Genomic DNA, 23,515 nt, shown 5'->3' on the forward strand with positions numbered 1-23,515 from the left:
GGTGGACCGTGATGACGCGCCGGAGGCGACGATGATCCAGTGGTGGGAAATGGGCCTGCGGCTGCTGCTGGCAGCCTTGCTGGGTTCGGTGATCGGCATCAACCGCGGGCGCCTGGAATGGGCGGCCGGGCTGCGCACGCACATGCTGGTGTGCGTGGGCTCGGCGCTGGCGATCATCGTCTCGGCCTTCGGCTTCTTCGACGTGCTGGGCCAGCCCAACATCGTGCTCGACCCCTCGCGCATCGCCGCGCAGGTGGTCAGCGGCGTGGGTTTCCTCGGTGCCGGCACCATCCTGTTCCTGCAGCGCGAGCAGGTGATCCGTGGGCTGACCACGGCGGCGGGCCTGTGGGCGGTAGCGGCGGTTGGCCTGGCCGCTGGCGCCGGCCTGTACGCCGCGGCGGTGATGGCCACGGCGCTGATGTGGGCGATCCTGGCCCTGCTCAAGCCGTTGGAACAACGCTACCTGCGCCGCCGCGCGCGCAGCGGCCGCCTGCGCCTGCGCGTGGCCGCCGGCACGCCGCTGGCGCGGGTGGAAGCGGCGGCCGCCGACGCCGGCCTGCCGGTCAAGCGCATCACCCTGCGCCCGCGCGAGCAGGGCGACGACATCGTCGACATCGACTGCGATCCGCCGCTGCCGCGCGCGCAGCTGCTGGCCAAGGCCGAGCTGCTGGGTGGCGTGGAAGGCGTGGTGTCGGTGGAGCTGGCCGGGCCGGCCACCGCCTGAGGTTCCAGCCGCGGAAATCCCGTGGGAAGGAGGCCGGTTCCGCGGCCCCGTGTCGGCACGGTCGGGGAGTCGAGTATCCCTGCCACCAGCCCCCGGCTTGATCCATGTCAAACAACATCTTGTTGTTTTCATGAATCATGTCCACAACATCTTGTGGATTGAAGGGGCTGTCAATGGAGCCAAGCACTTCCCCGGCCACGGCCGGGCGGCATCTGGTCGATTCGATTTCCTCGGTCGAGGAGTACCTGAGCCGTGCCGACTGGCGGGTCAACGCCAATGCCAACCAGGGCTATTCGCTGGGCGGGCTGATTCTGAACGCGGCCGGCAAGGTCACCGCCAACTACTGGCTGGAGCGGGTCTATCCACCGGAGATCGGCCGCGCCCACCGCGAGGCCGACCTGCACATCCACGACCTGGACATGCTGGCCGGCTACTGCGCCGGCTGGTCGCTGCGCACGCTGCTGTACGAAGGCTTCAACGGCGTGCCCAACAAGGTCGAGGCTGGCCCGCCCAAGCACCTGTCCTCGGCGGTGGGGCAGATCGTCAACTTCCTCGGCACCCTGCAGAACGAATGGGCCGGCGCGCAGGCGTTTTCCTCGTTCGACACCTACATGGCGCCGTTCGTGCGCAAGGACGGGCTGTCCTACGACGAGGTGCGCCAGTGCATCCAGGAGCTGATCTTCAACCTCAACGTGCCCTCGCGCTGGGGTACGCAGACGCCGTTCACCAACCTCACCTTCGACTGGGTGTGCCCGGATGACCTGAAGCAGCAGACGCCCTTCATCGGCGGCGAGGAAATGCCGTTCACCTATGGCGAGCTGCAGGCGGAGATGGACCTGATCAACCGCGCCTACATCGAGGTGATGAGCGCGGGCGATGCGCGCGGCCGGGTGTTCACCTTCCCGATCCCGACCTACAACATCACCGCCGATTTCCCGTGGGAATCGGAGAACGCGCGGCTGCTGTTCGACATGACCGCCAAGTACGGCCTGCCGTACTTCCAGAACTTCATCAATTCCGAGCTGGACCCGGGGATGATCCGCTCGATGTGCTGCCGTTTGCAGCTGGACCTGCGCGAGCTGCTCAAGCGCGGCAACGGCCTGTTCGGCAGCGCCGAGCAGACCGGCAGCCTCGGCGTGGTGACGATCAACTGCGCACGGCTGGGCTACCTGCACCGCGGCGACGAGGCCGCGCTGTTCGCGCGGCTGGACGAACTGCTGGAGCTGGGCCGGCGCAGCCTGGAGATCAAGCGCAGCACCGTCCAGCAACTGATCGACGACGGCCTGTACCCGTACACCAAGCGCTACCTCGGCAGCCTGCGCAACCATTTCTCGACGCTGGGGGTGAACGGCATCAACGAGATGATCCGCAACTTCAGCGGCGATGCGCACGACCTGACCAGCGAGTGGGGCCACGCCTTCGCCCTGCGCCTGCTCGACCACGTGCGTGCGCGGATGGTGGCGTTCCAGGAAGCCACCGGCCAGCTCTACAACCTCGAAGCCACGCCGGCCGAAGGCACCACCTACCGCTTCGCCAAGGAGGACCGCCGCCGCTGGCCGGACATCCTGCAGGCCGGCAGCGCCGACAAACCGTACTACACCAACTCCTCGCAGCTGCCGGTGGGTTTCACCGACGACCCGTTCGAGGCGCTGGAACGGCAGGAGGCGCTGCAATCGCGCTACACCGGCGGCACCGTGCTGCATCTGTACATGGGCGAGCGCATTTCCAGCGGCGAGGCCTGCCGCGAGCTGGTACGGCGCGCGCTGAGCCGCTTCCGCCTGCCGTACATCACCGTCACCCCCACCTTCTCGATCTGCCCGGTACACGGCTACCTGGCGGGCGAGCACGAATTCTGCCCGCGCTGCGACGAGCGGCTGCTGGCGGAAACCCGGGCGGCTGCCATGTCGCCCACCACCGACGACGTCATGTCCCACGAGGAGACAACCGCATGAACACCATCGCCATTCCCGCAACTCCCGCCGCCACCGCGCCGCTGCGCGACGAAGACCGCCAGCGCTGCGAAGTGTGGACGCGGGTGATGGGCTACCACCGCCCGGTATCCAGCTTCAACATCGGCAAGCAGGGCGAGCACGCGCAACGGCGCTTCTTCAGCGAAACCCCGGTGCGCAGGGCCGCATGATCCGCGTCGGTGGAATGACGCCGCTGACCAGCATCGACTTTCCCGGCGGGCTGGCGGCGGTGTTGTTCCTGCAGGGCTGCCCGTGGCGCTGCGGCTACTGCCACAACCCGGAGCTGCTGCCTGCGCGCGGGCCGGTTGAGTTGGACTGGGCGCAGGTGACGGCCTTCCTGCAACGCCGCCGCGGGCTGCTCGACGCGGTGGTGTTCTCCGGCGGCGAGCCGACCGCGCAGGCCGCGCTGCCGGAGGCCATCGCGCGGGTGAAGGCGATGGGTTACCGGATCGGCCTGCACAGCGGCGGCATGTACCCGGCGCGGCTGCGCCGGGTGTTGCCGCAGCTGGACTGGATCGGGCTGGACATCAAGGCCCCCGCCGAACACCACGACGCGGTGACCGGCCGCCGTGGCAGCGCCGGCCCGGTGGGCGAAGCGCTGGACGCGGTGCTGGCCAGCGGCGTGGCCTACGAATGCCGCACCACCTGGCACCCGACGCTGTTCCCGGTGCAGGCGCTGTACCGCCTCGCCGAAGGGCTGGTTGCGCGCGGCGTGGCGCATTGGGCGTTGCAGGAGTGCCGCGGCGAAGGGCGTGCCCGCATCGCCGAGGACGACGTGGACCTGCATCGCCTGCGCGCGGGTTTCGCCAGTTTCTGCTTCCGCCGCGGTTGAGCCCGTGGCGATGATGGAACGCGCCGCCGCGATGCACGGCGGCGCGTTCGTGTGTCATGCGGCAACCGCCTCCCCGCGCATCTCCCGTGCCGCCTCGACCAGCGCGGTCAGCGCCGCCCGGGTTTCCGCCCAGCCGCGGGTCTTCAGGCCGCAGTCCGGGTTCACCCACAGCTTCCGCGCCGGCAGGACCTCGGCGGCCTTGCGCAGCAGGTCCACCATCTCGCTGCGGTCGGGCACGCGCGGCGAGTGGATGTCGTAGACGCCGGGGCCGACCTGGTTGGGGTAGTCGAAGCGCGCGAACGCATCGAGCAGTTCCATCCGCGAGCGCGAGGTTTCGATGGAAATCACGTCCGCATCCAGCGCCGCCACCGAGTCGATGATGTCGTTGAACTGCGCGTAGCACATGTGGGTGTGGATCTGGGTGGCGTCGCCCACGCCGCTGGCGCTGATGCGGAAGGCCTCCACCGCCCAGCCAAGGTAGGCCGGCCATTGCGCGCGGCGCAGCGGCAGGCCTTCGCGCAGCGCCGGCTCGTCGATCTGGATCGCGGCGATGCCGGCCGCTTCCAGGTCGTTGACCTCGTCGCGCAGCGCCAGCGCGATCTGCCGGCAGGTCTGCGCGCGCTCCTGGTCGTCGCGCACGAACGACCATTGCAGCACCGTCACCGGGCCGGTCAGCATGCCCTTCATCGGCTTGTCGGTCAGCGACTGCGCGTACTGCGACCAGCGCACCGTCATCGGCGCCGGGCGGCTGACGTCGCCGTAGATCACCGGCGGCTTCACGCAGCGCGAGCCATAGCTCTGCACCCAGCCGTTGCCGGTGAAGGCGAAGCCGTCGAGTTGCTCGCCGAAGTACTCGACCATGTCGTTGCGCTCGAACTCGCCGTGCACCAGCACGTCCAGCCCGATCCGTTCCTGCTCGCGCACGCACTGCTCGGTCTGCCGTTCGAGGAAGGCCTCGTAGTCGGCGTCGGCGAGCTTGCCGGCCTTGTTGCGGGCGCGCGCCTCGCGTACTTCCAGTGTCTGCGGGAACGAGCCGATGGTGGTGGTGGGGAAGGGCGGCAGGCGCAATGCCGCCGCCTGCAACGGCAGGCGCTGCGCGTGCGGGGTGGCACGGGTGGCGTCGGCGGCGGTGAGCGCGGCCACGCGCGCCTTGACCGCGGCGTTGTGCACGCGCGGCGAACGCCGCCGGGCCTCCACCGCCTCGCGCGCCTGCGCCAGCGCGGCCTCGGTGCCGGCGTGGCCGTCGAGCGCGTCGGCCAGCAGCCGCAGCTCGTCGAGCTTCTGCCGCGAGAACGCCAGCCAGCCGCGCAGTTCCGCGTCGAGCTTCTTTTCCAGCGTCAGGTCGACCGGGCAATGCAGCAGCGAGCACGACGGCGCCAGCCACAGCGGACCGTCGCCACGGTGGCCGCGCGCGTAACGGGCGAGGATCAGCGCGTTGTCCAGCGGGTTGCGCCAGATGTTGCGGCCATCGACCAGCCCCAGCGACAGCACGCGCCCGGCCGGCAGCGCGCGCAGCACCGCATCGAGTTGTTCCGGTGCGCGTACCAAGTCCACATGCAGGCCCTGCACCGGCAGCGCGGCGGCCAGCGCGAGGTTGTCGTCGAGCGCGCCGAAATAGGTGGCCAGCAGGATGTCCGGGTGCGGTGCTTCGGCCAGATGGGCGTAGGCGCGCTCGAACGCGGCGCGCGCGGCGTCGTCCAGATCCTGCACCAGCACCGGCTCGTCCAGCTGCACCCACTGCGCGCCTGCATCCTTCAACGCCGTCAGCAACTGCACGTAGACCGGCAGCAGCGCGTCGAGCAGGTCCAGCGGGTGGCTGCCGTCGGTGGTCTTGGACAGCAGCAGGAAGCTCACCGGCCCGAGCAGCACGGGACGGGTTTCGATGCCCAGCGCCCTGGCCTCGCGGTACTCGGCCAACGGCTTGTCGCCGCGCAGCGCGAAGCGCTGGCCGGCGTGCAGTTCCGGCACCAGGTAGTGGTAGTTGGTGTCGAACCACTTGGTCATTTCCAGTGCGTGCAGGTCGATGCCGGGCTTCTGCAGGCCGCGCGCCATCGCGAAGTAGGCGGCCAGCGGATCGCGCTCGGCCAGGGCGCGGTAGCGCTCGGGAATGGCGTCGAACAGGAACGCGGTGTCGAGCACGTGGTCGTACAGCGAGAAATCGTTGCTCGGCGGCAGGTCCACGCCGGCCTCGCGTTGCAGCTTCCAATGGCGCGCGCGCAGTCCGGCGGCGGTGGCCTGCAGCTGCGCGGCATCGGTTTCGCCGCGCCAGTGGCTTTCCAGCGCGCGCTTGAGTTCGCGGCGCGCGCCGATGCGGGGAAACCCCAGGTTGGTAACGCTAGTCATGACACTTTCCTCATTGCATGGGCATTGAGGAACGAAGGAACCGCGCGCTGCCGCAACGGCCACCGGGCCGTGCCATCACCACGCCAGCGACCTTCGCCCCCGCGGGCGAACCGGGTTCCGTGGCGAAGGCAGGCAGGGCCGCCACGCGGGGACGCGCGTGCGGTCCGGCCGCCTCCCCGCGGAGACGCCAGGTCGAAACAGGAGGCGACGCGCCTCCCGGCCCAGGCCGGTATTCGGGCTGATGGACGTGGACGCGGCTGCGTCCGCCTAGTGGCCGTCGCTTCCCGGGCACGGCGGCCCAGTGCTGATTTGACGGCGGTCGTTTCCATTCACCGCTGCGGGGCAGCTCCGGAATGGCGGGCCTTGCGGGCGCGCTTCACCGGATTCCCGTTTAATTTCATCCCTTCATCCGAATGAAGCGATGAATACCTTCGGCGCGCACAAGATAGGCGCGCACCCGCTGCCGGTCAAGCGTGGGCGTGCCGGGGCCGGGAGCGGCCCGGTTCAGGCGCTTCGTTTACCCTTGGCGTCCCCCGCGCCAGCCGGGGCCGACTTCCCCACGGACACGTTTCGCCTTGCAGCCGCTCCACGACCCGCGCTACGCCGCCTCCCTGCGCCTTTCGGTGGCGCCGATGATGGATTGGACCGACTCGCATTGCCGGGTGTTCCACCGCGTCCTCGCGCCCGGCGCGCGGCTGTATACCGAGATGGTGCACGCCAATGCGGTGATCCACGGCGACCGCCGGCGCCTGCTCGGCTTCGATGCCAGCGAGCATCCGCTGGCGCTGCAACTGGGCGGCAGCGAGCCGGCCCTGCTAGCGCAGGCCGCGCGCATCGCCGCCGATTGGGGCTACGACGAGGTCAACCTCAACTGCGGCTGCCCGTCCGACCGGGTGCAGGCCGGGCGCTTCGGCGCCTGCCTGATGCGCGAGCCGGAACTGGTGGGCGAGTGCGTGGCGGCGATGGTCGCGGCGGTGGACATCCCGGTCACGGTGAAATGCCGCTTGGGCGTGGACGAGGACAACGACTACGCCACCTTCGCCGCCTTCGTTGACCGGCAGGTACGGGCCGGCGCGGCGATGATCGTCGTGCATGCGCGCAATGCGTGGCTGAAGGGGCTGTCGCCGAAGGAAAACCGCGAGATCCCGCCGCTGCGCTACGACTGGGCGCACCGCCTCAAGCGCGAGCGCCCGGCGTTGCCGGTGGTGCTCAACGGCGGCCTCGCCACGGTGGAGGCGGCGCAGGCGCAGATGGTGCACGTCGACGGGGTGATGCTCGGCCGCGCCGCCTACCACGACCCCTACGTGCTGCATGCGCTGGAAGCGGCGCAGACCGGCATGCCGCTGCGCAGCCGCGAGGACCTGCTGGAGCAATTGCGCCCGTATGTGGAAGCGCAACTGCAGCGCGGGCTGGCGCTCAAGCACATCGCCCGCCACCTGCTCGGGCTGTACCACGGGCAGCCGGGCGGGCGCGGTTTCCGCAAGGTGCTCAGCGAAGGAGCGCACCGCCCCGGTGCCGACTGGTCACTGCTCGAACAGGCGGTGCAGGTCACCCGGGAACAGGCCGAACGCGCCGCGGCAAGCTGAATGGGGCCCGACGAAGGGCAGCCAGAGCAATGTTTCGCGGGCAGGGTTCATATCGGATTCACCCCTAAAAATCAAGAATTTGCGGCAGTTTGGCAGGGCTCGAACGGTTCCCCGTGGACTCCTGCTTTCACGTATTTTGAACGTTCCGTCGCAGTCCGATAGGATCACCCCATGCTCCCGCTTCCGCGTCATCTCCCGCTCGTAGTCGCCGCCGTGGCGCTGGCCGTCGTGGCCGCCACGCCGGCGTCCGCACAGGAAGCGCGCAAGGAACCGGCGGACCTCGGCATGCGCATGGCTGCGCCGCGCATGCAGGTACAGAACAGCGAGCGGCCGCAGCCGCGTTCCTCGTTGTCCGATTCGGTGCGCCGCGTGCAGCGCGAAACCGGCGGCCGCATCCTCGGCGCCGAGCGGGTGCCCTACGACGGGCGCGACATCAACCGCGTGAAGTACATGGACGACCGCGGCCGGGTCCGCTACATGGACGACGAGGCCCCCGCCGCGCGCATGCGTGGCCCCGGCGGCCCGGCACAGGGCCGCCAGCGGTCACCACGCGCCGATAACTCCTGAACTGGCATAGTCCGCCGTACCGCAATCCGCACAATGCCCGGCACCGAGCCGGCCAAAGCAATCAGGGAGAGTTCATGCGTATCCTTCTGGTCGAAGACGAAGCCCCGCTGCGCGAGACCCTGGCAGCCCGGCTCAAGCGCGAAGGCTTTGCCGTCGATGCGGCGCAGGACGGCGAGGAAGGCCTGTACATGGGCCGCGAGGTGCCGTTCGACGTCGGCATCATCGACCTCGGCCTGCCGAAGATGTCGGGCATGGAGCTGATCAAGGCGCTGCGCGACGAGGGCAAGAAGTTCCCGGTGCTGATCCTGACCGCGCGTTCGAGCTGGCAGGACAAGGTCGAGGGCCTCAAGCAGGGCGCCGACGACTACTTGGTCAAGCCGTTCCACGTCGAGGAGCTGCTGGCCCGCGTCAACGCGCTGCTGCGCCGCGCCGCCGGCTGGAGCAAGCCGACGCTGGAATGCGGCCCGGTGGCGCTGGACCTGGCCGCGCAGACGGTCAGTGTCGGCGGCAGCAACGTCGACCTGACCAGCTACGAGTACAAGGTGCTCGAATACCTGATGATGCATGCCGGCGAACTGGTCTCGAAGGCCGACCTGACCGAGCACATCTACCAGCAGGATTTCGACCGCGACTCGAACGTGCTGGAAGTGTTCATCGGCCGCCTGCGCAAGAAGCTGGACCCGGACGGCGAGCTCAAGCCGATCGAGACCGTGCGCGGCCGCGGCTACCGCTTCGCGATCCCGCGCAACCACGAAGGCTGATCCACCGCACCGCGCGCCTGCAATGGTCTTTGGCCGTCTCTGGTTCTTCCGGCGCTGGCGGCCGCGTTCGCTGCAGGCGCGCCAGCTGCTGTCCGCGTCGGTCGGCTTGGTCGCCTTCTTGGCACTGGCCGGCTATGCACTGGACGCCTCGTTCGGCCAGGCCGCGCGCGACAACCTCAGCGAACGCCTGAAGAACTATGCCACCGCCTACGCCGGCGGCATCGACTTCACCCGCGACCGCTCGCTGTACATCCGCGAGCAGCCGCCGGACCCGCGCTTCGATGTGCCCGGCAGCGGCCTGTACCTGCAGGTGGTGATGCCCGGCGGCCACGGCAACTCGCTGTCCGCCGAAGGGCCGATCCTGCCCGAGGTCGGCACGCGCATGTTGCGGCCGCGGCAGGAAACCTTCGAAGGCCCGCTGCCGATCACCCAGATCGACGGCAGCCCCGGCGAGGTCTACCGCTACGGCATCGGGCTGGTGTGGGGCGGCGACGGCGGGCCGGAGGCCGAGTTCCCGTACACCATCTACGTGCTGGAGGATTCGCGCGCGCTGGGCAAGCAGCTGCGCGTGTTCCGCAACGCGGTGTGGTTCTGGTTGGGCGTCACCGGCCTGATCCTGCTGCTGCTGCAGACGCTGGTGCTGCAATGGAGCCTGCGCCCGCTCAAGCACGTCATCAACGAACTGACCCGGGTGCAGCGCGGCGAGCGCGAGCGCATGAGCGAGATGCACCCGCGCGAGCTGGAGCCGCTGACCGACAGCATCAACGCCTTCATCGAGAGCGAGCGCGAGAACCTGGAGCGCCAGCGCAATACCCTGGCCGACCTGGCGCACAGCCTGAAGACGCCGATCGCGGTGCTGCGCACGCAGCTCGACGGCGGCGCCGACGAAACCGCGCTGCGCGAGGAACTGGACGTGCAGCTGCAGCGCATGAACAACCTGGTGTCCTACCAGTTGGCGCGCGCCGCCTCGTCCGGGCACAAGCTGTTCTCCGCGCCGGTGCCGATCGAGGCCAGCGCCGAGGAAATCGTGCGCGGGCTGGAAAAGGTCTATGCCGCCAAGGGCGTGCTGTGCGAGTTCGAGCTGGAGCCGGGCGTCAAGTTCTACGGCGAGGCCGGCGACCTGCAGGAGCTGCTCGGCAACCTGCTGGAGAACGCCTTCAAGTGGGCCAGGCGCCGGGTGCTGCTGACCGCGCGGCCGATCCCGTGTGCACCGGGGCGCCGCGCCGGGCTGGAACTGGCGGTCGATGACGATGGCCCCGGCATCGCCGAGGACAACATCGCCAAGGTGCTGCAGCGTGGCGTGCGCGGCGACGAGCGCGTGCAGGGCCACGGCATCGGCCTGTCGATCGTGCAGGACCTGATCCGCGACTACCGCGGCGAGCTGCAGGTCAAGCGCTCGACGGAGCTGGGTGGCGCGCGCTTTGAAGTGAAGCTGCCGTCAGGCCTGTGAGAGCGATGCAGGAGCGACGTGAGTCGCGACCTGACTTCAACGGGAAAACCCGGTCGCGACTCACGTGGCTCCTGCAACAATGGTCAGGGCAGCAGAGCGTGCGCGCCGGCGAACGGCGACGGCCCGTAGAAGCGCCGCAGGTGCGCGGCCACCGCCGGCATCTCCCGTTCCAGTAGCCGTGGCGCGGAGAAGTGGTATTCGCTGGCCACCGCGAAGAATTCCTCCGGCGCCTCGGCGGCGTAGGGATCGATGGCGGTGTCGCGGCCGGCATCCACCCGCGCGCAGAAGGCATCGAAGCACTGCTGGAAATCGCGCGCCCATTGCCGCTGCCAGTCGCGCGGCAGCGGCGGGGTGCCGTCCATCGCGCCATCGAGCACGTCGATCTTGTGCGCCATCTCGTGCACCGCCACGCAGAAACCGGCCTGCGGGTCGGCGATGTCGGCCTGCACGTCGGCCCACGACAGCAGCAACGGGCCGCTGTCCCAGGCCTCGCCGATCAACTCGTCGTCCCATTCGTGCAGCACGCCGGCGGCATCGGTATGGCTGCGGCGCACGCGGAAGGCATCCGGGTACACCACCAGCTCCGACCAGCCATGCAGGCCTTCGCGGCCGAACTCGAGTAGCGGCAGGCAGCACAGCGCGGCCAGCAGCAGGCGCTGGGCGTCGTCCAGTTCCAGCCCCGCGACCGGAGTGATGGCCTTGCGCTGCAGGAACAGCAGCACCAGCCCGCGCAGTCGCGCGATGCGCGCGTCGTCCAGCGGCCGCAGCCACGGGCAATCCCGGCAGACCTGCTGCCAGAGCGCGTCGTCGAGTTGGGCGGGCGTGCGCCGCCAGCGGCGCAGGAACGACTGGATCAGCGGAACATCCCCGGCAGCAGCCGGTGCCACTTCGGCGCGCGCAGGCGCGGGATCACCTCTTCGTCGCTGCCGCCACCGGCCTGTTGCGGCGGCGTGGGCGGCACGGCGTGCTTGGCCGGCGGCGGAGTGTTGGCCAGGTTCACCGAGGCGGCCGGCGCCGCCACCCGCTCCACCTCGCCGGGCGCGTAGCTGCAACCGCCGGATGCCGGGCTGTCGAATGCGTCCGCGGCATGCGCGGCTGCGGCCAGGGGGGCCAGCAGCAGGATCAGGCAATGGGCGGTACGGCGCATCGTCATTGTCCGGGAGCGGTCGAGCTACCGATTCTAGCCTGCTTTCCACGCCGGGCCGGTAGGGGCCGCGGGTGGCTTCCCGCATAATCTGCCGCTCTGCCGGGAGGAAAGGTTGCCGTGGACGACCGCGAGCTGTTGGCCAAACTGGGGGCGGGCGCCCTGTCCGGCGACGCGCTGGCGCGCGAACTGGGCCAGACCCGGGCCGCGATATGGAAGCGGATACAGGGCCTGCGCGCGGCCGGGGTAGCGATAGAGGGCCGCGCCGGCGACGGCTACCGGCTATTGCAGCCGCTGGAACTGCTGGACCGCGAGCGCATCCTGGCGCAGCTGGACCCGGCCGTGGCCGCTGCGATGGCGGGGCTGGAAATCGGCTGGACGCTGGGCTCGACCAACAGTGAATTGCTGCGGCGCAGCGCACCTTTGCGCGGCACCGAGGTGCTGCTGGCCGAACGCCAGACCGGCGGCCGAGGTCGCCGCGGCCGGCAATGGGCCTCGCCGCTGGCCGCGAACATCTACCTGTCGCTGTCGCGTGCGTTTGCCGGTGGCCTGTCGCGCATGGGCGGGCTGAGCCTGGCCGCGGGCGTGGCGGTCGGCGAGGCGCTGCAGGCGCTGGGCATCGCCGGGGTCGGCCTGAAATGGCCCAACGACCTGCTGGTCGATGGCCGCAAGCTGGGTGGGCTGCTGGTGGAGGGCGGCGGCGAATTCGCCGGGCCGGCGCGGGCGGTGGTCGGGCTGGGCCTGAACGTGCGCATGCCGGCGGCGGTGGTGCCGGCCATCGACCAGCCGTGGACCGACCTGGATACGCTGGCCGGCGCGCCGGTATCGCGCAACACGGTCGTGGCCGTCCTGCTGTCGCACCTGCTGCCGGCGCTGGACCAGTTCGAGCGGCAGGGGCTGGCGCCGTTCCTGCCGCGCTACGCCGCGCTGGACGTGCTGGCCGGCCGCCACGTGCGGGTGGAAGAGGGCGGCGTCCTCCACGAAGGCATTGCCCGTGGCCTGGCCGAGGACGGCGCGCTGCGGGTAGGCATCGGGGGCGCCGAGCGCCATTTCCATGCCGGCGAAGTCAGCGTGAGGGCGCAATGAACGACTGGTTGTTCGACCTGGGCAATTCCCGTTTCAAGTTCGCGCCGTTGGCCGGGGAGGCCGCCGGCGACGTGCAGGCCTGGGCGCATGGCGCCGAGGCGATGACCACCGCGGCGCTGGAAGCGCTGCCGCAGGGCGATACCGCCTGGGTGGCCAGCGTCGCCGCGCCGGCGCTGACCGTGACGGTGATGGCGCTGCTGCGCGAACGCTTCGCGCAGGTGCGCGTGGCCCGCACCCTGCCCGAATGCGCCGGGGTGAGGATCGCCTATGCGCGCCCGGAGAAATTCGGCGTCGACCGCTTCCTCGCCCTGCTGGCCGCCGCACGCATGCGCCAGCCGGTGCTGGTGGTCGGCGTCGGCACCGCGCTGACCATCGACCTGATGGATGCCGGTGGCCTGCACCGTGGCGGCCGCATCGGCGCTTCGCCCACCACCATGCGTGAGGCGCTGCATGCGCGTGCGGTGCAGTTGCCGGCCAGCGGCGGCGACTATGCGGAGTTCGCCAACGACACCGCCGATGCATTGGCGTCGGGCTGCGACGGCGCGGCGGTGGCGCTGGTCGAACGCAGCCTGCGCCTCGGCGCCGCCGAGCTGGGGGTCGAGCCGGTGCTGTGGGTGCATGGCGGCGGTGCCGCACCGCTGCTGCCCTTGCTGCCGGGCGCCGAACACCGGCCTGCGCTGGTGCTGGATGGCCTGGCGCGCTGGGCGCTGCACCAAAGCGCCGCGGGAGGCTAGGATCGCCCCATGCTGAATCGCTTCCTGATCGTCGTGCTGGCCATTCTCAACGTCGGCGTTGCCCTGTGGTGGATGGCGCCGCGCGCGCCCGAACCGTCGCCACCCGAGCCAGCCGAAACCGGCGTGGCAAGGCTGGAACTGGTGGTGCCGGAGGCGCTGCCGGCAACCGCCGCAGTAGCCGCGCCTCCCGCGGCGGAGGCTGCCGATCCACCAGCCGCCGCGGATTCCGCCGCCGAGCGTTGCCTCAGCCTCGGCCCGTTCGCCGACAAGGCACGGGCACAGGCGGCGGTGGCGACGCTGGGCGCGGACCTGCTGCGCTCGCACCTGCGCGAAGTGCCGCCCCGGGCGGCCAGCAGCTACCGGGTCATCCTGCCGCCGGCGGCCACCCGCGAGGAAGCGCAGGCCACGGCCAAGCGCATCGCCGACGCCGGCTTCGGCGACTACTTCATCATGGGCCAGGGCGAGGAAGCCAATGCGATTGCCCTGGGCCAGTATCGCAGCCGCGAAGGCGCCGAGCGCCGCCAGGCCACGCTGGTCGAGGCCGGTTTCCCGGCGCAGCTGCTCACCAGCGGTGGCGAGGAAGCGTCCAGCTGGTGGCTGGATGCCGCCCACGCCGGTACGGTGCCGGCCGCGGCCCTGCAGCGCCGCAGCGGCGCGCAGCGGCAACAAGTGCTGGATTGCGCACGGCTGCGCTAGCTAGAATGCCCGCCGGCCTCCGGCCCGCGGATACCATCCTGCCCGTCGCGCAGGCATCGCCTCCATGCCGCTTTAGCTCAGTCGGTAGAGCAACTGTCTTGTAAACAGTAGGTCATCCGTTCGATTCGGATAAGCGGCACCATTCCCTGCGTTTTCCCGCCCCCGCTGCTGCGTCGCCGCGGGTGGCGGGCGTGGCCATTGGCTAGAATGCTTTCATTTGCAACGGAGGAATCATGGTCAGTTCTCGTCCTGTTTCATTGATCGGCGTGCCCACCGACGTCGGTGCCGGCCACCGCGGCGCGCGGCTGGGGCCGGAGGCGCTGCGCATCGCCGGGCTGCCCGAGGCGCTGGCCGCGCGCGGCGTGGACGTACGCGACGTCGGCAACCTGCAGGGGCCGCGCAACCCGTGGACCGCGCCGGTGGACGGTTACCGCCATCTCGACGAGGTGGTGGCGTGGAACCGCGCGCTGATGGATGCCACCTATGCCGAACTGCGCGATGGGCGCCTGCCGATCATGCTCGGCGGCGACCACTGCCTCGGCATGGGCTCGGTCACCGCGGTGGCGCGCTGGTGCCGCGAGCAGGGCAAGGACCTGCGCGTGCTGTGGCTGGACGCGCACTCGGACTTCAACACCTCCGAGGTCACCCCGTCCGGCAACATCCACGGCATGCCGGTGGCCTGCCTGTGCGGGCTGGGGCCGGATGCGCTGACCAAGCTGGGCGGCACTTCGCCGGCGATCTCGCCGCAGCAGGTGCGGCAGATCGGCATCCGCTCGGTGGACCAGGACGAGAAGCGCCTGATCAAGCAGCACCAGGTGGACGTGTACGACATGCGCTACATCGACGAGGCCGGCATGAAGCGCACGATGGAAGCGGCGCTGGCCGGCATCGACGGCAACACCCACCTGCACGTCAGCTTCGACGTGGATTTCCTCGACCCGTCCATCGCCCCCGGCGTGGGCACCACGGTGCCGGGCGGGGTGAACTACCGCGAGGCGCAGCTGGTGATGGAGATGATCGCCGACACCGGGCTGATGGGCTCGCTGGACATCGTCGAACTGAATCCGCTGCTCGACCGCCGCAACCGCACCGCCAAGCTGGCGGTGGACCTGGTCGAAAGCCTGTTCGGCAAGTCCACGCTGATGCGCGATTGATGCCGGCTGCACATCGCTGAACAGCGGCCGGTCGCGTTCACGTGCGCTGCACGGCGCAGCCGCCAGATTTGCCTCACGCGGAAGCGGTGGCCGGGGAGCTTCGCGGCCCGCCGCGACCGCCAATCACTGAACGAGGAGAAGGTGGATGAAGCGAGTGCTGATACTGGCCGTGCTGGGGTTGTTCCCGCTGGTGCTCGCCGGCTGCAACACCGTCGCCGGCGCCGGCAAGGACATGCAGAAGGCAGGCGAGAAGGTCGAGGACAAGGCCCAGGATTGCAAGGACGGCAGGTGCTGAACCCGTGCATTGAACCCGTGACGAGGAGAAACCCGATGAAGCGTTTGCTCGTGCTGGTGCTGTTGTCGATGTACGCGATGGCGATGCTGGCCGGCTGCAACACCATTGCCGGTGCCGGCAAGGATGTGCAGAAGGCGGGCGAGAAGGTGGAGGACGCGGCCACCGGCCACTGATCCACCGCGCATCAAGGCAAGCGGAAGGGCCGGCGATCGCCGGCCCTTTTCGTTACCGGTCCCGGCCGCGGGGTCACGGCGCGTTCAAGAACGTCAGCGCCGGCAAACGAACCGTGGACCGGGCACCAACAACGGCCTTGGCAAGGTGGTTGCGCGGCAAGAGCGCCGCTCCCCCTTCGCAAGGAGAACCTACATGAACAAAGACATCATTTCCGGCAAGTGGAGCCAGATCAAGGGCAAGGCGCAGGCCAAGTGGGGCGACCTGACCGACGACGACTTCCAGGTGGCCGAGGGCAACGCCGAATACCTGGCCGGGCGCCTGCAGGAACGCTATGGCTGGGCCAAGGACCGCGCCGAAACCGAGATCCGCGATTTCGAGAAGGCGCTGCGCAAGGACTACCCGGACTACCACTGACCGGGCACGGGTGGATGGACGGGACGGGCGGGCCGCGGCATGCGGCCCGCCCGCTTTCCATCGGCGACGGCGGGCGGGCGGTTACACTGGGCGCGTTCATCCGCCTGCATTCCCGTGTTCATGACCACCCGCGTTCTCACTGGCATCACTCCTTCCGGCACTCCCCACCTGGGCAACTACGTCGGCGCGATCCGCCCGGCGATCGCCGCCAGTCGCACCCAGGGCATCGAGAGCTTCTTCTTCCTGGCCGACCTGCACAGCCTGATCAAGGCGCAGGACCCGGTGCGCACCCAGCGCTCGACGCTGGAGATCGCCGCCAGCTGGCTGGCCTGCGGGCTGGACCCGGACAAGGTGTGGTTCTACCGGCAGAGCGACATTCCCGAGACCACCGAGCTGACCTGGTACCTCACCGTGGTCGCCGGCAAGGGCATCCTCAACCGCGCCCACGCCTATAAGGCGGCGGTGGACAAGAACCGCGAGGAGGGCGTCGACGACGATGCCGGCATCAGCGCGGGCCTGTTCATGTACCCGGTGCTGATGGCCGCCGACATCCTGATCTTCAACGCCAACAAGGTGCCGGTGGGCCGCGACCAGATCCAGCACATCGAGATGGCGCGCGACTTCGCCCAGCGCTTCAACCACATCTACGGCAAGGACCATTTCGCGCTGCCGGAGGCGGCGATCGACGAGCAGGTGGCGACGCTGGCGGGCCTGGACGGCCGCAAGATGAGCAAGAGCTACAACAACACCATCCCGCTGTTCGCCCCGCGCGAGGAGCTGAGGAAGCTGGTGTTCTCGATCCTCACCGACTCACGCGCGCCTGGCGAGCCGAAGGACACCGAGGGCTCGGCGCTGTTCCAGATGTACCAGGCCTTTGCCACGCCGGAGCAGAGCGCCGCGTTCGCCAGGGCCTTCGCCGACGGCATCGGCTGGGGCGAGGCCAAGCAGCAGCTGTTCGAGCGCATCGACGCCGAGCTGTCGCCGCTGCGCGAGCGCTACAACGCGCTGATGGCCGAGCCTGAGCGGATCGAGGCCCTGCTGCGCCGGCGTGGGCAGGAGCTGCGCGAGCGCTTCGCCATCCCGCTGCTGAAGGAACTGCGCTACGCAGTGGGTCTGCGCGACCTGGCCGCGGCCGGCGACACCCCGCGTGCCACGGCCGCGGCCAAGGCCGCGCTGCCGCAGTTCAAGCAGTACCGCGAGGCGGACGGCCGCTTCCATTTCAAGCTGCTCGATGGTGAAGGCCGGCTGCTGATCCAGAGCGAAGGCTTCGATTCGCCGCGCGACGCCGGCCAGCTGGTCGCCGCGCTGAAGCAGGCCGAGCACGGCGATGCCCTGCAAAGCGAGTCGTTCAAGCTGGAAGCGGAAGTGGAGCAGGTGCTGGCTGCGCTGGCTGCACTGCGCGAATAACTTGCGCAATGCCTTTCCTTCTCTCTCCGGGAGACAGCCCGGCAGGATTGCCGGGCTGCACGGCGAAGCCGCCCGAAGGGTGAAGCACATGGATGTGCCGTATGCAGGTGCCCCGAAGGGGCGGATGGGGGCAAACGGAGTCCATGATGGTTGAATTATCTGGGCTTCGTTGCCCCTCACCCCAACCCCCGCTCCGCGCCCGGGCCCTTGCGCTGGCGCAAGGGCGCTCGATGAGCCGCGAACCACTGGTTCGCAAACGGCTCCTCTCACCCCGAAGGGAGAGGGGCTTGAACGTCGCCAGGAGTCGCTGATGGCTTGGTTGTCGCTGTTGCTGTTCCTGCCCTGGTTCTGCGTGATGAGCGCGCTGTACTGGTGGTTCCCGCGCCAGCCGCGTCACCGCCTGCGCACCCTGTTCGACGGCGCGGCGCTGGCCTTGGCGCTGCTGCTCAGCATCGTCGGCATGCACTGGGGCTATGCCACCGGCGCGGCCGAGGCCGACGTGGACAGCATGTGGAAGCAGATCCTCGCCGTGCTCTATGCCTACGGCGGCTTTCTCGCGGTGATGGCGCTGGCCCTGCTGCTGCGCCCGCGCGTGCTGCGCCGTCCGTAGGAGCGACGTGAGTCGCGACCAGGCATCGCCGGGAAAGCTTCATCGCGACTCGCGTCGCTCCTACAAAAGCCGTATTGCCGCGCATCGATGCGGATGACAGCATCGGGCGGCGCATGACCGGAGCCACCGCATGACCGCCAGCCACGGCATCCACACCATAGACACCGCGTTCCAGCGCGACCATTTCGACGCGGCCTACTTGCTGGTCGAGGACGGGCGCGGCGCGTTCGTCGACTGCGGCACCAGCCATGCCGTGCCGCGGCTGTTGGACGCGGCCGGGCAGGCCGGGCTCGGCGCGGATGCCATCGACTGGCTGATCCTCACCCACGTCCACCTCGACCACGCCGGTGGCGCTGGCGCGCTGCTGCAACGACTGCCGAACGCGCGGCTGCTGGTGCATCCGCGCGGCGCGCCGCACATGATCGACCCGGCGCGGCTGATCGCCGGCGCCACCGCGGTCTATGGCGAGGCGGAAATGGCGCGCAGCTATGGCGACATCGTGCCGGTGCCGGCCGAGCGCGTGGTGGTGGCCGGGGACGGCCACCGGCTGTCGCTGGCCGGGCGCGAACTGCTGTGCATCGACACGCCCGGCCATGCGCGCCACCACCTGTGCGTGTGGGACGCGGCCAGCCGTAGCTGGTTCACCGGCGACACCTTCGGCCTGTCCTACCGCGAACTGGACAGTGCGCAGGGGGCCTTCATCGTTCCCACCAGCTCGCCGGTGCAGTTCGACCCGGAGGCCATGCATGTCTCCATCGAGCGGCTGCTGGCGCAGGGGCCGGAAGCGATGTACCTGACCCACTACGGCCGCGTGCAGGACGTGGCGCGGCTGGGCGCCGACCTGCACGTGCAGATCGACGCGATGACCGCCATCGCCCGCGCCTGCGCCGGCCGCGCCGACCGCCATCGCGCGCTGGTGGCCGCGTTGGGCGAGCTGTATCTGGAGCGTGCGCGCATGCATGGTTGCCGGCTGGACGATGCCGGCGTGCTGCGCGTGCTGGCGCTGGACATCGAGCTCAACGCGCAGGGTCTGGCGTGCTGGTTGGACCGCGTGAACCCGTAGGTACCGGGCTGGCCCGGTACGGGGCTTTGCCGGGAGAGCTTCATGCGGGGCAAGCCCCGCATCTACGGGTAAAATTCCGCGTCTTCCATCGTTGCCGGTGCCCGCCGTGAACCCCATGCGCATGCTGCTGTTGTCGTCCTGCCTGTTCGTCGGCGGCATCGCCAGTGCGGCCAACGACCTGCCCGGTGGCAGCATCGACCCGGACGCGCTGTCGCGGCACGTGCAGGTGCTGGCCTCGGACGAATTCGAGGGCCGTGCGCCGGCGACGGAGGGCGAACGGCGCACCGTCGAGTATTTGATCGAGCAATTCCGCAAGGCCGGTGTGCAGCCGGGCGGTGAGGATGGTGGCTGGGTACAGGAGGTGCCGCTGGTGCGCGCGCAGGTGCAGGGCACGCCGGAGGCCAGCCTGCAACTCGGTGACGAGCGCGTGCGGCTGGTCAACGGCGAGGACGTGACCCTGCAGAGCCTGCGCCCGCAGGACGAGGTGGACGTGGCGGATGCACCGCTGGTGTTCGTCGGTTACGGCATCGACGCGCCGGAGCGGCACTGGGACGACTACAAGGGCGTGGACCTGCACGGCAAGATCGCCGTGGTGCTGGTCAACGACGCCGACTTCGAAAGCGATGCGCCGGGCGCGTTCGACGGCAAGGCGGTCACCTATTACGGTCGTTGGACCTACAAGTTCGAAGAGGCCGCGCGGCGTGGCGCCGAGGGCGTGCTGATCGTCCATGAAACCGCGCCGGCCGCGTATCCGTGGGCGACGGTGAAGGCGTCGGGCACCTCGCCGCTGTTCGACATCCAGCGCAGTAAGGCCGATGCGCTGGCGCAGCACACGCCGCTGCGCGGCTGGATGCAGCGCGCGCTGGCCGAGCGCATCTTCGCCGCGGCCGGGCTGGATTTCGAAGCGGAGAAGCGCAAGGCCATGCATGCCGATTTCCGCCCGCTGGCGCTGGGTGACGCGCGTCTTTCGGCACGCTTCACGGTCAAGCGCGAGCCGGTGGTCACCCGCAACGTGGTGGCGAAGCTGGAAGGTGCGAACTACCCGGACGAGTCGGTGATCTTCTCCGCGCACTGGGATGCGTTCGGCATCGGCCAGCCCGATGCCAACGGCGACGCGGTGCGCCACGGTGCCATCGACAATGCCACCGGCGTGGCATCGGTGCTGGAACTGGCGCGGGTGTTCGCCGCCGGTCCGCGCCCACGGCGCACGCTGTACTTCATCGCGCTGACCGCCGAGGAAAAGGGCCTGCTGGGCGCCAGCTACTACGCCGAACACCCGCTGGCGCCGCTGGAGAAAACCGCGGCGGTGTTGAACATCGAGATGTTCAGCCCGGACGGCGAAACCGCCGACATCGCCACCTGGGGCAACGGCCGCGTCTCGCTGGAAGCGGACATCGACCAGGTGACACGCGCGCGGGGCCGCCGCTGGTCGCCCGATCCGAACCTGGAGGCCGGCTTCTTCTACCGCGCCGACCATTTCGCCTTCGCCCGCAAGGGCGTGCCGGCGATCACCGTCGGTGCCGGGCTGGACAAGCGGGAGGGTGGCGTCGCCGCCGGCCGCGCGCTGCGCGATGCCTATTTCGCCAACTGCTACCACCAGCCCTGCGACGCGTGGACGCCGCAATGGGACGCGCGTGGGCTGGCCGCCGACACGCTGCTGGTCTACGACCTCGGCCTGGAACTGGCCAACGGCCGGCACTGGCCGCAGTGGAACGAAGGTGCCGAGTTCGGTGGCGCGCGCGAAGCCAGCGACGCCGCGCGGCGCAGGTAGGAGCGCACCTTGGTGCGCGATGGGGCTTCACCGGGAATGCCCTTCGCGCACCAAGGTGCGCTCCTACAGCCAGATGGCATTCCAGTAGGGGTAGTCGCCGATCCGTTTGACCAGCCGGGCGCGCAGTGGGTTGGCGACGATGTAGCGGGCAACCGTCAAAACGTCCTCGTCCCGGCGCAGGGCATGGTCGTGGTAGGCGCGGCTCCATATCGATCCGCACCCGCCGAGCTCGCGATGGATGTTGCGGGTGCTGAACGCCTTGAGCGCATGGATCGCTCCCGGCAATGAACGCAGTTGCCCAAGCTGCACCAGCCAATGGGCGTGGTCCGGCATCAACACCCAGGTCAGCAGCCTCGCGTCGCCCAGTACCGCTGCGTCCTCGAAGCAGCGGCAGGCGGCCTGTGCGAGGCGGTGGTCCGCGAAGCGGGGCGCCCGTGACCGGGTGGTCGCGGTGACGTGGTAGATGTGCCCCGGGAGGCTGCTGCGCCCCTTGCGCAGGGCGTGGTGTCCCTTGCGGGGTAGGCAATCCATGCCGGTCATGCAGGCAGGGTGGGGCGGCCGGGCTGCTCGTTCCATGCGACAAGGGCTTGCCCGCGCGTCGGCTTTTCCCTCGTAGGAGCGCACCTTGGTGCGCGATGGGGCTTCACCGGGAAAGCCCCATCGCGCACCAAGGTGCGCTCCTACGGGGCGGTTGCTGCAACCGGGTGTTGCGACGGTGGTAACGCCGCCGGCCGCGATGCTCGCCTAGAATTGCCGCGTTCTCCTTCGGTCTCCCCCATGTCCGCACCCGTTCCCGTGCAGGCTGCCCCGCGTGGCGGCCTCGTCGCCGTCGCCCTGCTGCTGGTCTACGTGGTCTGGGGCTCGACCTACCTCGGCATCCGCCTGGCGCTGGAAGGCGGCATGCCGCCGTTGTCGGTGATCTCCGGCACCCGCTTCGTCATCGCCGGCGGCGTGCTCTACGGCCTGCTGCGCTGGCGCGGGGTGGCCGCGCCGACGCGGGTGCAGTGGCGCACCGTGGCGGTGATGGGGCTGTGCCTGCTGTTCCTCGGCAACGGCATGGTGGTGCTGGCCGAGCGCGACGTCTCCTCCGGGCTGGCGGCGGTGGCGGTGGCCTCGGTGCCGCTGTGGATGGCGTTGTTCTCGGCGCTGCGCGGTGGCAAGGTCACCGGCGGCGAGTGGCTGGGCATCGCGATCGGCCTGGCCGGCGTGGTCTGGCTCAACGCCGGCAGCAGCCTGACCGCGACGCCGACCGGGCTGGTGCTGCTGCTGATCGCGCCGCTGGGCTGGGCCTTCGGCTCGATCTGGTCGCGCGGGCGCGACCTGCCTTCGCCGTTCATGACCGCCGCCGGGCAGATGCTGTGCGGCGGCGTGATCCTCGTCGTCGCCGGCCTGCTGCGCGGCGAGCACATGGCCGTGGCGCCGACGCTGCAGGGCGTGCTGGCGGTGGGCTACCTGAGCGTGTTCGGCTCCATCGTCGCCTTCACCGCCTACGTGTGGCTGCTGCACAACGTGCGCCCGGTGCTGGCCAGCAGCTATGCCTACGTCAACCCGGTGATCGCGGTGGCGCTGGGCGCGCTGGTCGCCCACGAGCGCTTCGGCGCGGCCGACATCGGTGCGATGGCGGTGATCCTGGCCGGCGTCGTGGTCATCACCCTGGCCCGGATGCGCCGCGCATGAACCCCGTCGAGCACCGCAACGGCCTGCTGGCGGCCACCCTGGCCTTCGTCATCTGGGGCCTGTTCCCGCTGTACTGGCACCTGCTGATCGAGGTGCCGTCGTTCCAGATCATCGCCCACCGCATCGTCTGGAGCGCGGTGCTGCTGGTCGGCGGGCTGGCGCTGACGCGCGGCTGGGGCTGGCTGCGCGAGGTATGGGCCACGCCGCGGCGGTTCTGGCTGCTGGGGCTGGCGAGCCTGCTGATCGGTGCCAACTGGAGCCTGTACATCTGGGCGGTGAACGCCGGCCACGTGGTCGAGACCAGCCTGGGCTATTTCATCAACCCGCTGCTGAGCGTGGTGCTGGGCGTGGTGGTGCTGCGCGAGCGGCTGGGCCGGCTGCAATGGCTGGCGGTGGCGCTGGCGGCGCTGGGCGTGGCGTGGCTGACCTGGCAGAGCGGGCGCGCGCCGTGGATCGCGATCGGCTTGTCGATCACCTTCGGCCTGTACGGGCTGCTGCGCAAGTTGGTGGTGGTCGAGGCGGTGACCGGGCTGGGCGTGGAAAGCCTGTTCATGGTGTGGCCGGCGCTGGCCTACGTGGTGTGGGCCGAAAGCGGCCACGGCGGCGGCTTCATCTCCGGCTGGGGCGTGGGCAACGACGTGCTGCTGATGCTGGCCGGCGTGGTCAGCGCGGTGCCGTTGATCGCCTTCGCCTACGGCGTGCGCCGCATCCCGCTGTCGGTGGTGGGGCTGCTGCAGTACATCGGCCCGACGCTGCAGTTCCTGGTCGGCGTGCTGATCCTGCGCGAGCCGTTCGCGGCCTCGCAGCTGGTCGGCTTCGGCCTGATCTGGGCCGGGCTGGTGGTGTTCGCGATTGCCGGCGTGCGCGCGGCGGCGAGGGCGCGCCGGCGAACGTGAGGTACGTGGTCGCCGGGGCGCCGTAGGAGTCAACTGTCATTTCATGCAGAGCTTCCTTTTGGGTACCAAGGCAGGTTGTCGCGCTGCATGGCGTTGAGCATGGTGAGGTACTTGCGCATGCAGGCGGTGACGGCGAGTTTTTTGGGTTTGCCAGCCTCGAC

Annotated in this window: 25 protein-coding genes, 1 tRNA gene and 1 riboswitch; of the genes, 22 read left to right on the forward strand and 4 right to left on the reverse strand. The window is 69.9% G+C overall.

The genetic code is table 11. From position 1 onward, the window contains the following. Position 1 precedes the first annotated feature (1 nt). From ABB34_RS14810 to ABB34_RS06215, 4 genes are all read left to right on the forward strand, one after another. Positions 2 to 724, forward strand: a complete 723-nt coding sequence (locus tag ABB34_RS14810) for an MgtC/SapB family protein (protein WP_211258174.1) — start codon at positions 2 to 4, stop codon at positions 722 to 724. 173 nt (positions 725 to 897) lie between these two features. Next, complete coding sequence (locus ABB34_RS06205; protein WP_057640379.1) at positions 898 to 2,676, forward strand: ribonucleoside triphosphate reductase; 1,779 nt, start codon at positions 898 to 900, stop codon at positions 2,674 to 2,676. Further along, on the forward strand, positions 2,673 to 2,864 hold the full coding sequence (gene nrdD, locus ABB34_RS15780; protein ID WP_057640380.1) for an anaerobic ribonucleoside-triphosphate reductase: 192 nt from the start codon (positions 2,673 to 2,675) through the stop codon (positions 2,862 to 2,864). The genes ABB34_RS06205 and nrdD overlap by 4 nt, the downstream gene beginning before the upstream one ends. Beyond that, positions 2,861 to 3,526 (forward strand): anaerobic ribonucleoside-triphosphate reductase activating protein, encoded by a 666-nt coding sequence (locus ABB34_RS06215; protein ID WP_057640381.1) that lies wholly within the window; start codon positions 2,861 to 2,863, stop codon positions 3,524 to 3,526. The genes nrdD and ABB34_RS06215 overlap by 4 nt, the downstream gene beginning before the upstream one ends. 54 nt (positions 3,527 to 3,580) lie before the next feature. On the opposite strand, the gene metE is transcribed toward ABB34_RS06215, so the two are convergent. Beyond that, the gene (gene metE / locus ABB34_RS06220; protein ID WP_057640382.1) at positions 3,581 to 5,869 is read right to left on the reverse strand and encodes a 5-methyltetrahydropteroyltriglutamate--homocysteine S-methyltransferase; all 2,289 of its coding nucleotides are present in this window, start codon (positions 5,867 to 5,869) and stop codon (positions 3,581 to 3,583) included. Between the two features lie 207 nt (positions 5,870 to 6,076). After that, positions 6,077 to 6,317: riboswitch (cobalamin riboswitch) on the reverse strand. Between the two features lie 127 nt (positions 6,318 to 6,444). On the opposite strand from metE, the gene dusA reads away from it, so the two are divergent. The 4 genes from dusA to ABB34_RS06240 all read left to right on the forward strand — a co-directional run bounded on the left by dusA (position 6,445) and on the right by ABB34_RS06240 (position 10,233). Next, positions 6,445 to 7,455 (forward strand): tRNA dihydrouridine(20/20a) synthase DusA, encoded by a 1,011-nt coding sequence (dusA, locus tag ABB34_RS06225; RefSeq protein ID WP_057640383.1) that lies wholly within the window; start codon positions 6,445 to 6,447, stop codon positions 7,453 to 7,455. A gap of 171 nt (positions 7,456 to 7,626) precedes the next feature. Then, positions 7,627 to 8,022: a hypothetical protein gene (locus ABB34_RS15665; RefSeq protein WP_057640384.1), complete on the forward strand. Its 396-nt coding sequence runs from the start codon at positions 7,627 to 7,629 to the stop codon at positions 8,020 to 8,022. A 74-nt stretch (positions 8,023 to 8,096) separates the two neighbouring features. Continuing rightward, complete coding sequence (locus ABB34_RS06235) at positions 8,097 to 8,783, forward strand: response regulator transcription factor (RefSeq protein WP_057640385.1); 687 nt, start codon at positions 8,097 to 8,099, stop codon at positions 8,781 to 8,783. A 22-nt stretch (positions 8,784 to 8,805) separates the two neighbouring features. Next, positions 8,806 to 10,233 (forward strand): ATP-binding protein, encoded by a 1,428-nt coding sequence (locus tag ABB34_RS06240; protein WP_057640386.1) that lies wholly within the window; start codon positions 8,806 to 8,808, stop codon positions 10,231 to 10,233. A gap of 83 nt (positions 10,234 to 10,316) precedes the next feature. Here the strand turns inward: ABB34_RS06240 and ABB34_RS06245 are convergent, their stop codons facing one another. Next, entirely contained in the window at positions 10,317 to 11,120 is an 804-nt protein-coding gene (locus ABB34_RS06245) for a M90 family metallopeptidase (RefSeq protein ID WP_057640387.1), read from the reverse strand. Further along, complete coding sequence (locus ABB34_RS06250; RefSeq protein WP_083490084.1) at positions 11,087 to 11,380, reverse strand: hypothetical protein; 294 nt, start codon at positions 11,378 to 11,380, stop codon at positions 11,087 to 11,089. Before ABB34_RS06250 ends, ABB34_RS06245 begins: the two co-directional genes overlap by 34 nt. 117 nt (positions 11,381 to 11,497) lie before the next feature. Here ABB34_RS06250 and birA point away from each other — a divergent pair, with 117 nt between their 5' ends. From birA to ABB34_RS06310, 12 genes are all read left to right on the forward strand, one after another. Further along, on the forward strand, positions 11,498 to 12,463 hold the full coding sequence (birA, locus tag ABB34_RS06255) for a bifunctional biotin--[acetyl-CoA-carboxylase] ligase/biotin operon repressor BirA (RefSeq protein ID WP_057640389.1): 966 nt from the start codon (positions 11,498 to 11,500) through the stop codon (positions 12,461 to 12,463). Then, positions 12,460 to 13,197 (forward strand): type III pantothenate kinase, encoded by a 738-nt coding sequence (locus ABB34_RS06260; protein ID WP_057640390.1) that lies wholly within the window; start codon positions 12,460 to 12,462, stop codon positions 13,195 to 13,197. The genes birA and ABB34_RS06260 overlap by 4 nt, the downstream gene beginning before the upstream one ends. Before the next feature lie 9 nt (positions 13,198 to 13,206). After that, the gene (locus ABB34_RS06265; protein ID WP_057640391.1) at positions 13,207 to 13,893 is read left to right on the forward strand and encodes an SPOR domain-containing protein; all 687 of its coding nucleotides are present in this window, start codon (positions 13,207 to 13,209) and stop codon (positions 13,891 to 13,893) included. A gap of 66 nt (positions 13,894 to 13,959) precedes the next feature. Next, positions 13,960 to 14,035: transfer RNA gene (locus ABB34_RS06270), tRNA-Thr, on the forward strand. A gap of 91 nt (positions 14,036 to 14,126) precedes the next feature. Next, positions 14,127 to 15,047, forward strand: coding sequence for an arginase (gene rocF, locus ABB34_RS06275; protein ID WP_057640392.1), 921 nt, complete (start codon positions 14,127 to 14,129; stop codon positions 15,045 to 15,047). 145 nt (positions 15,048 to 15,192) lie between these two features. Then, positions 15,193 to 15,342 (forward strand): entericidin A/B family lipoprotein, encoded by a 150-nt coding sequence (locus ABB34_RS06280; RefSeq protein WP_057640393.1) that lies wholly within the window; start codon positions 15,193 to 15,195, stop codon positions 15,340 to 15,342. 35 nt (positions 15,343 to 15,377) lie between these two features. Beyond that, the gene (locus ABB34_RS06285) at positions 15,378 to 15,515 is read left to right on the forward strand and encodes an entericidin A/B family lipoprotein (protein ID WP_057640394.1); all 138 of its coding nucleotides are present in this window, start codon (positions 15,378 to 15,380) and stop codon (positions 15,513 to 15,515) included. Between the two features lie 193 nt (positions 15,516 to 15,708). Beyond that, a complete protein-coding gene (locus ABB34_RS06290; RefSeq protein ID WP_057640395.1) occupies positions 15,709 to 15,930 on the forward strand; it encodes a CsbD family protein in 222 nt (73 codons plus the stop codon). Between the two features lie 120 nt (positions 15,931 to 16,050). Continuing rightward, on the forward strand, positions 16,051 to 17,337 hold the full coding sequence (locus tag ABB34_RS06295) for a tryptophan--tRNA ligase (RefSeq protein WP_057640405.1): 1,287 nt from the start codon (positions 16,051 to 16,053) through the stop codon (positions 17,335 to 17,337). A gap of 310 nt (positions 17,338 to 17,647) precedes the next feature. Continuing rightward, on the forward strand, positions 17,648 to 17,947 hold the full coding sequence (locus ABB34_RS06300) for a hypothetical protein (protein ID WP_057640396.1): 300 nt from the start codon (positions 17,648 to 17,650) through the stop codon (positions 17,945 to 17,947). A 130-nt stretch (positions 17,948 to 18,077) separates the two neighbouring features. Further along, entirely contained in the window at positions 18,078 to 19,010 is a 933-nt protein-coding gene (locus ABB34_RS06305) for an MBL fold metallo-hydrolase (RefSeq protein ID WP_057640397.1), read from the forward strand. 115 nt (positions 19,011 to 19,125) lie between these two features. Continuing rightward, positions 19,126 to 20,781 (forward strand): M28 family metallopeptidase, encoded by a 1,656-nt coding sequence (locus ABB34_RS06310; protein ID WP_057640406.1) that lies wholly within the window; start codon positions 19,126 to 19,128, stop codon positions 20,779 to 20,781. A gap of 63 nt (positions 20,782 to 20,844) precedes the next feature. On the opposite strand, the gene ABB34_RS06315 is transcribed toward ABB34_RS06310, so the two are convergent. After that, positions 20,845 to 21,312 carry an REP-associated tyrosine transposase gene (locus ABB34_RS06315; protein ID WP_057640407.1) on the reverse strand — a complete coding sequence of 156 codons (468 nt, stop codon included), beginning with the start codon at positions 21,310 to 21,312 and terminating at the stop codon, positions 20,845 to 20,847. A 246-nt stretch (positions 21,313 to 21,558) separates the two neighbouring features. On the opposite strand from ABB34_RS06315, the gene yedA reads away from it, so the two are divergent. Together yedA and rarD are read left to right on the forward strand one after the other, a co-directional pair. Then, entirely contained in the window at positions 21,559 to 22,458 is a 900-nt protein-coding gene (yedA, locus tag ABB34_RS06320) for a drug/metabolite exporter YedA (RefSeq protein WP_057640398.1), read from the forward strand. Then, positions 22,455 to 23,354, forward strand: coding sequence for an EamA family transporter RarD (gene rarD / locus ABB34_RS06325; RefSeq protein ID WP_057640399.1), 900 nt, complete (start codon positions 22,455 to 22,457; stop codon positions 23,352 to 23,354). The genes yedA and rarD overlap by 4 nt, the downstream gene beginning before the upstream one ends. Positions 23,355 to 23,515 lie beyond the last annotated feature (161 nt).

Source organism: Stenotrophomonas daejeonensis, from assembly GCF_001431505.1.
GTDB lineage: Bacteria > Pseudomonadota > Gammaproteobacteria > Xanthomonadales > Xanthomonadaceae > Stenotrophomonas > Stenotrophomonas daejeonensis.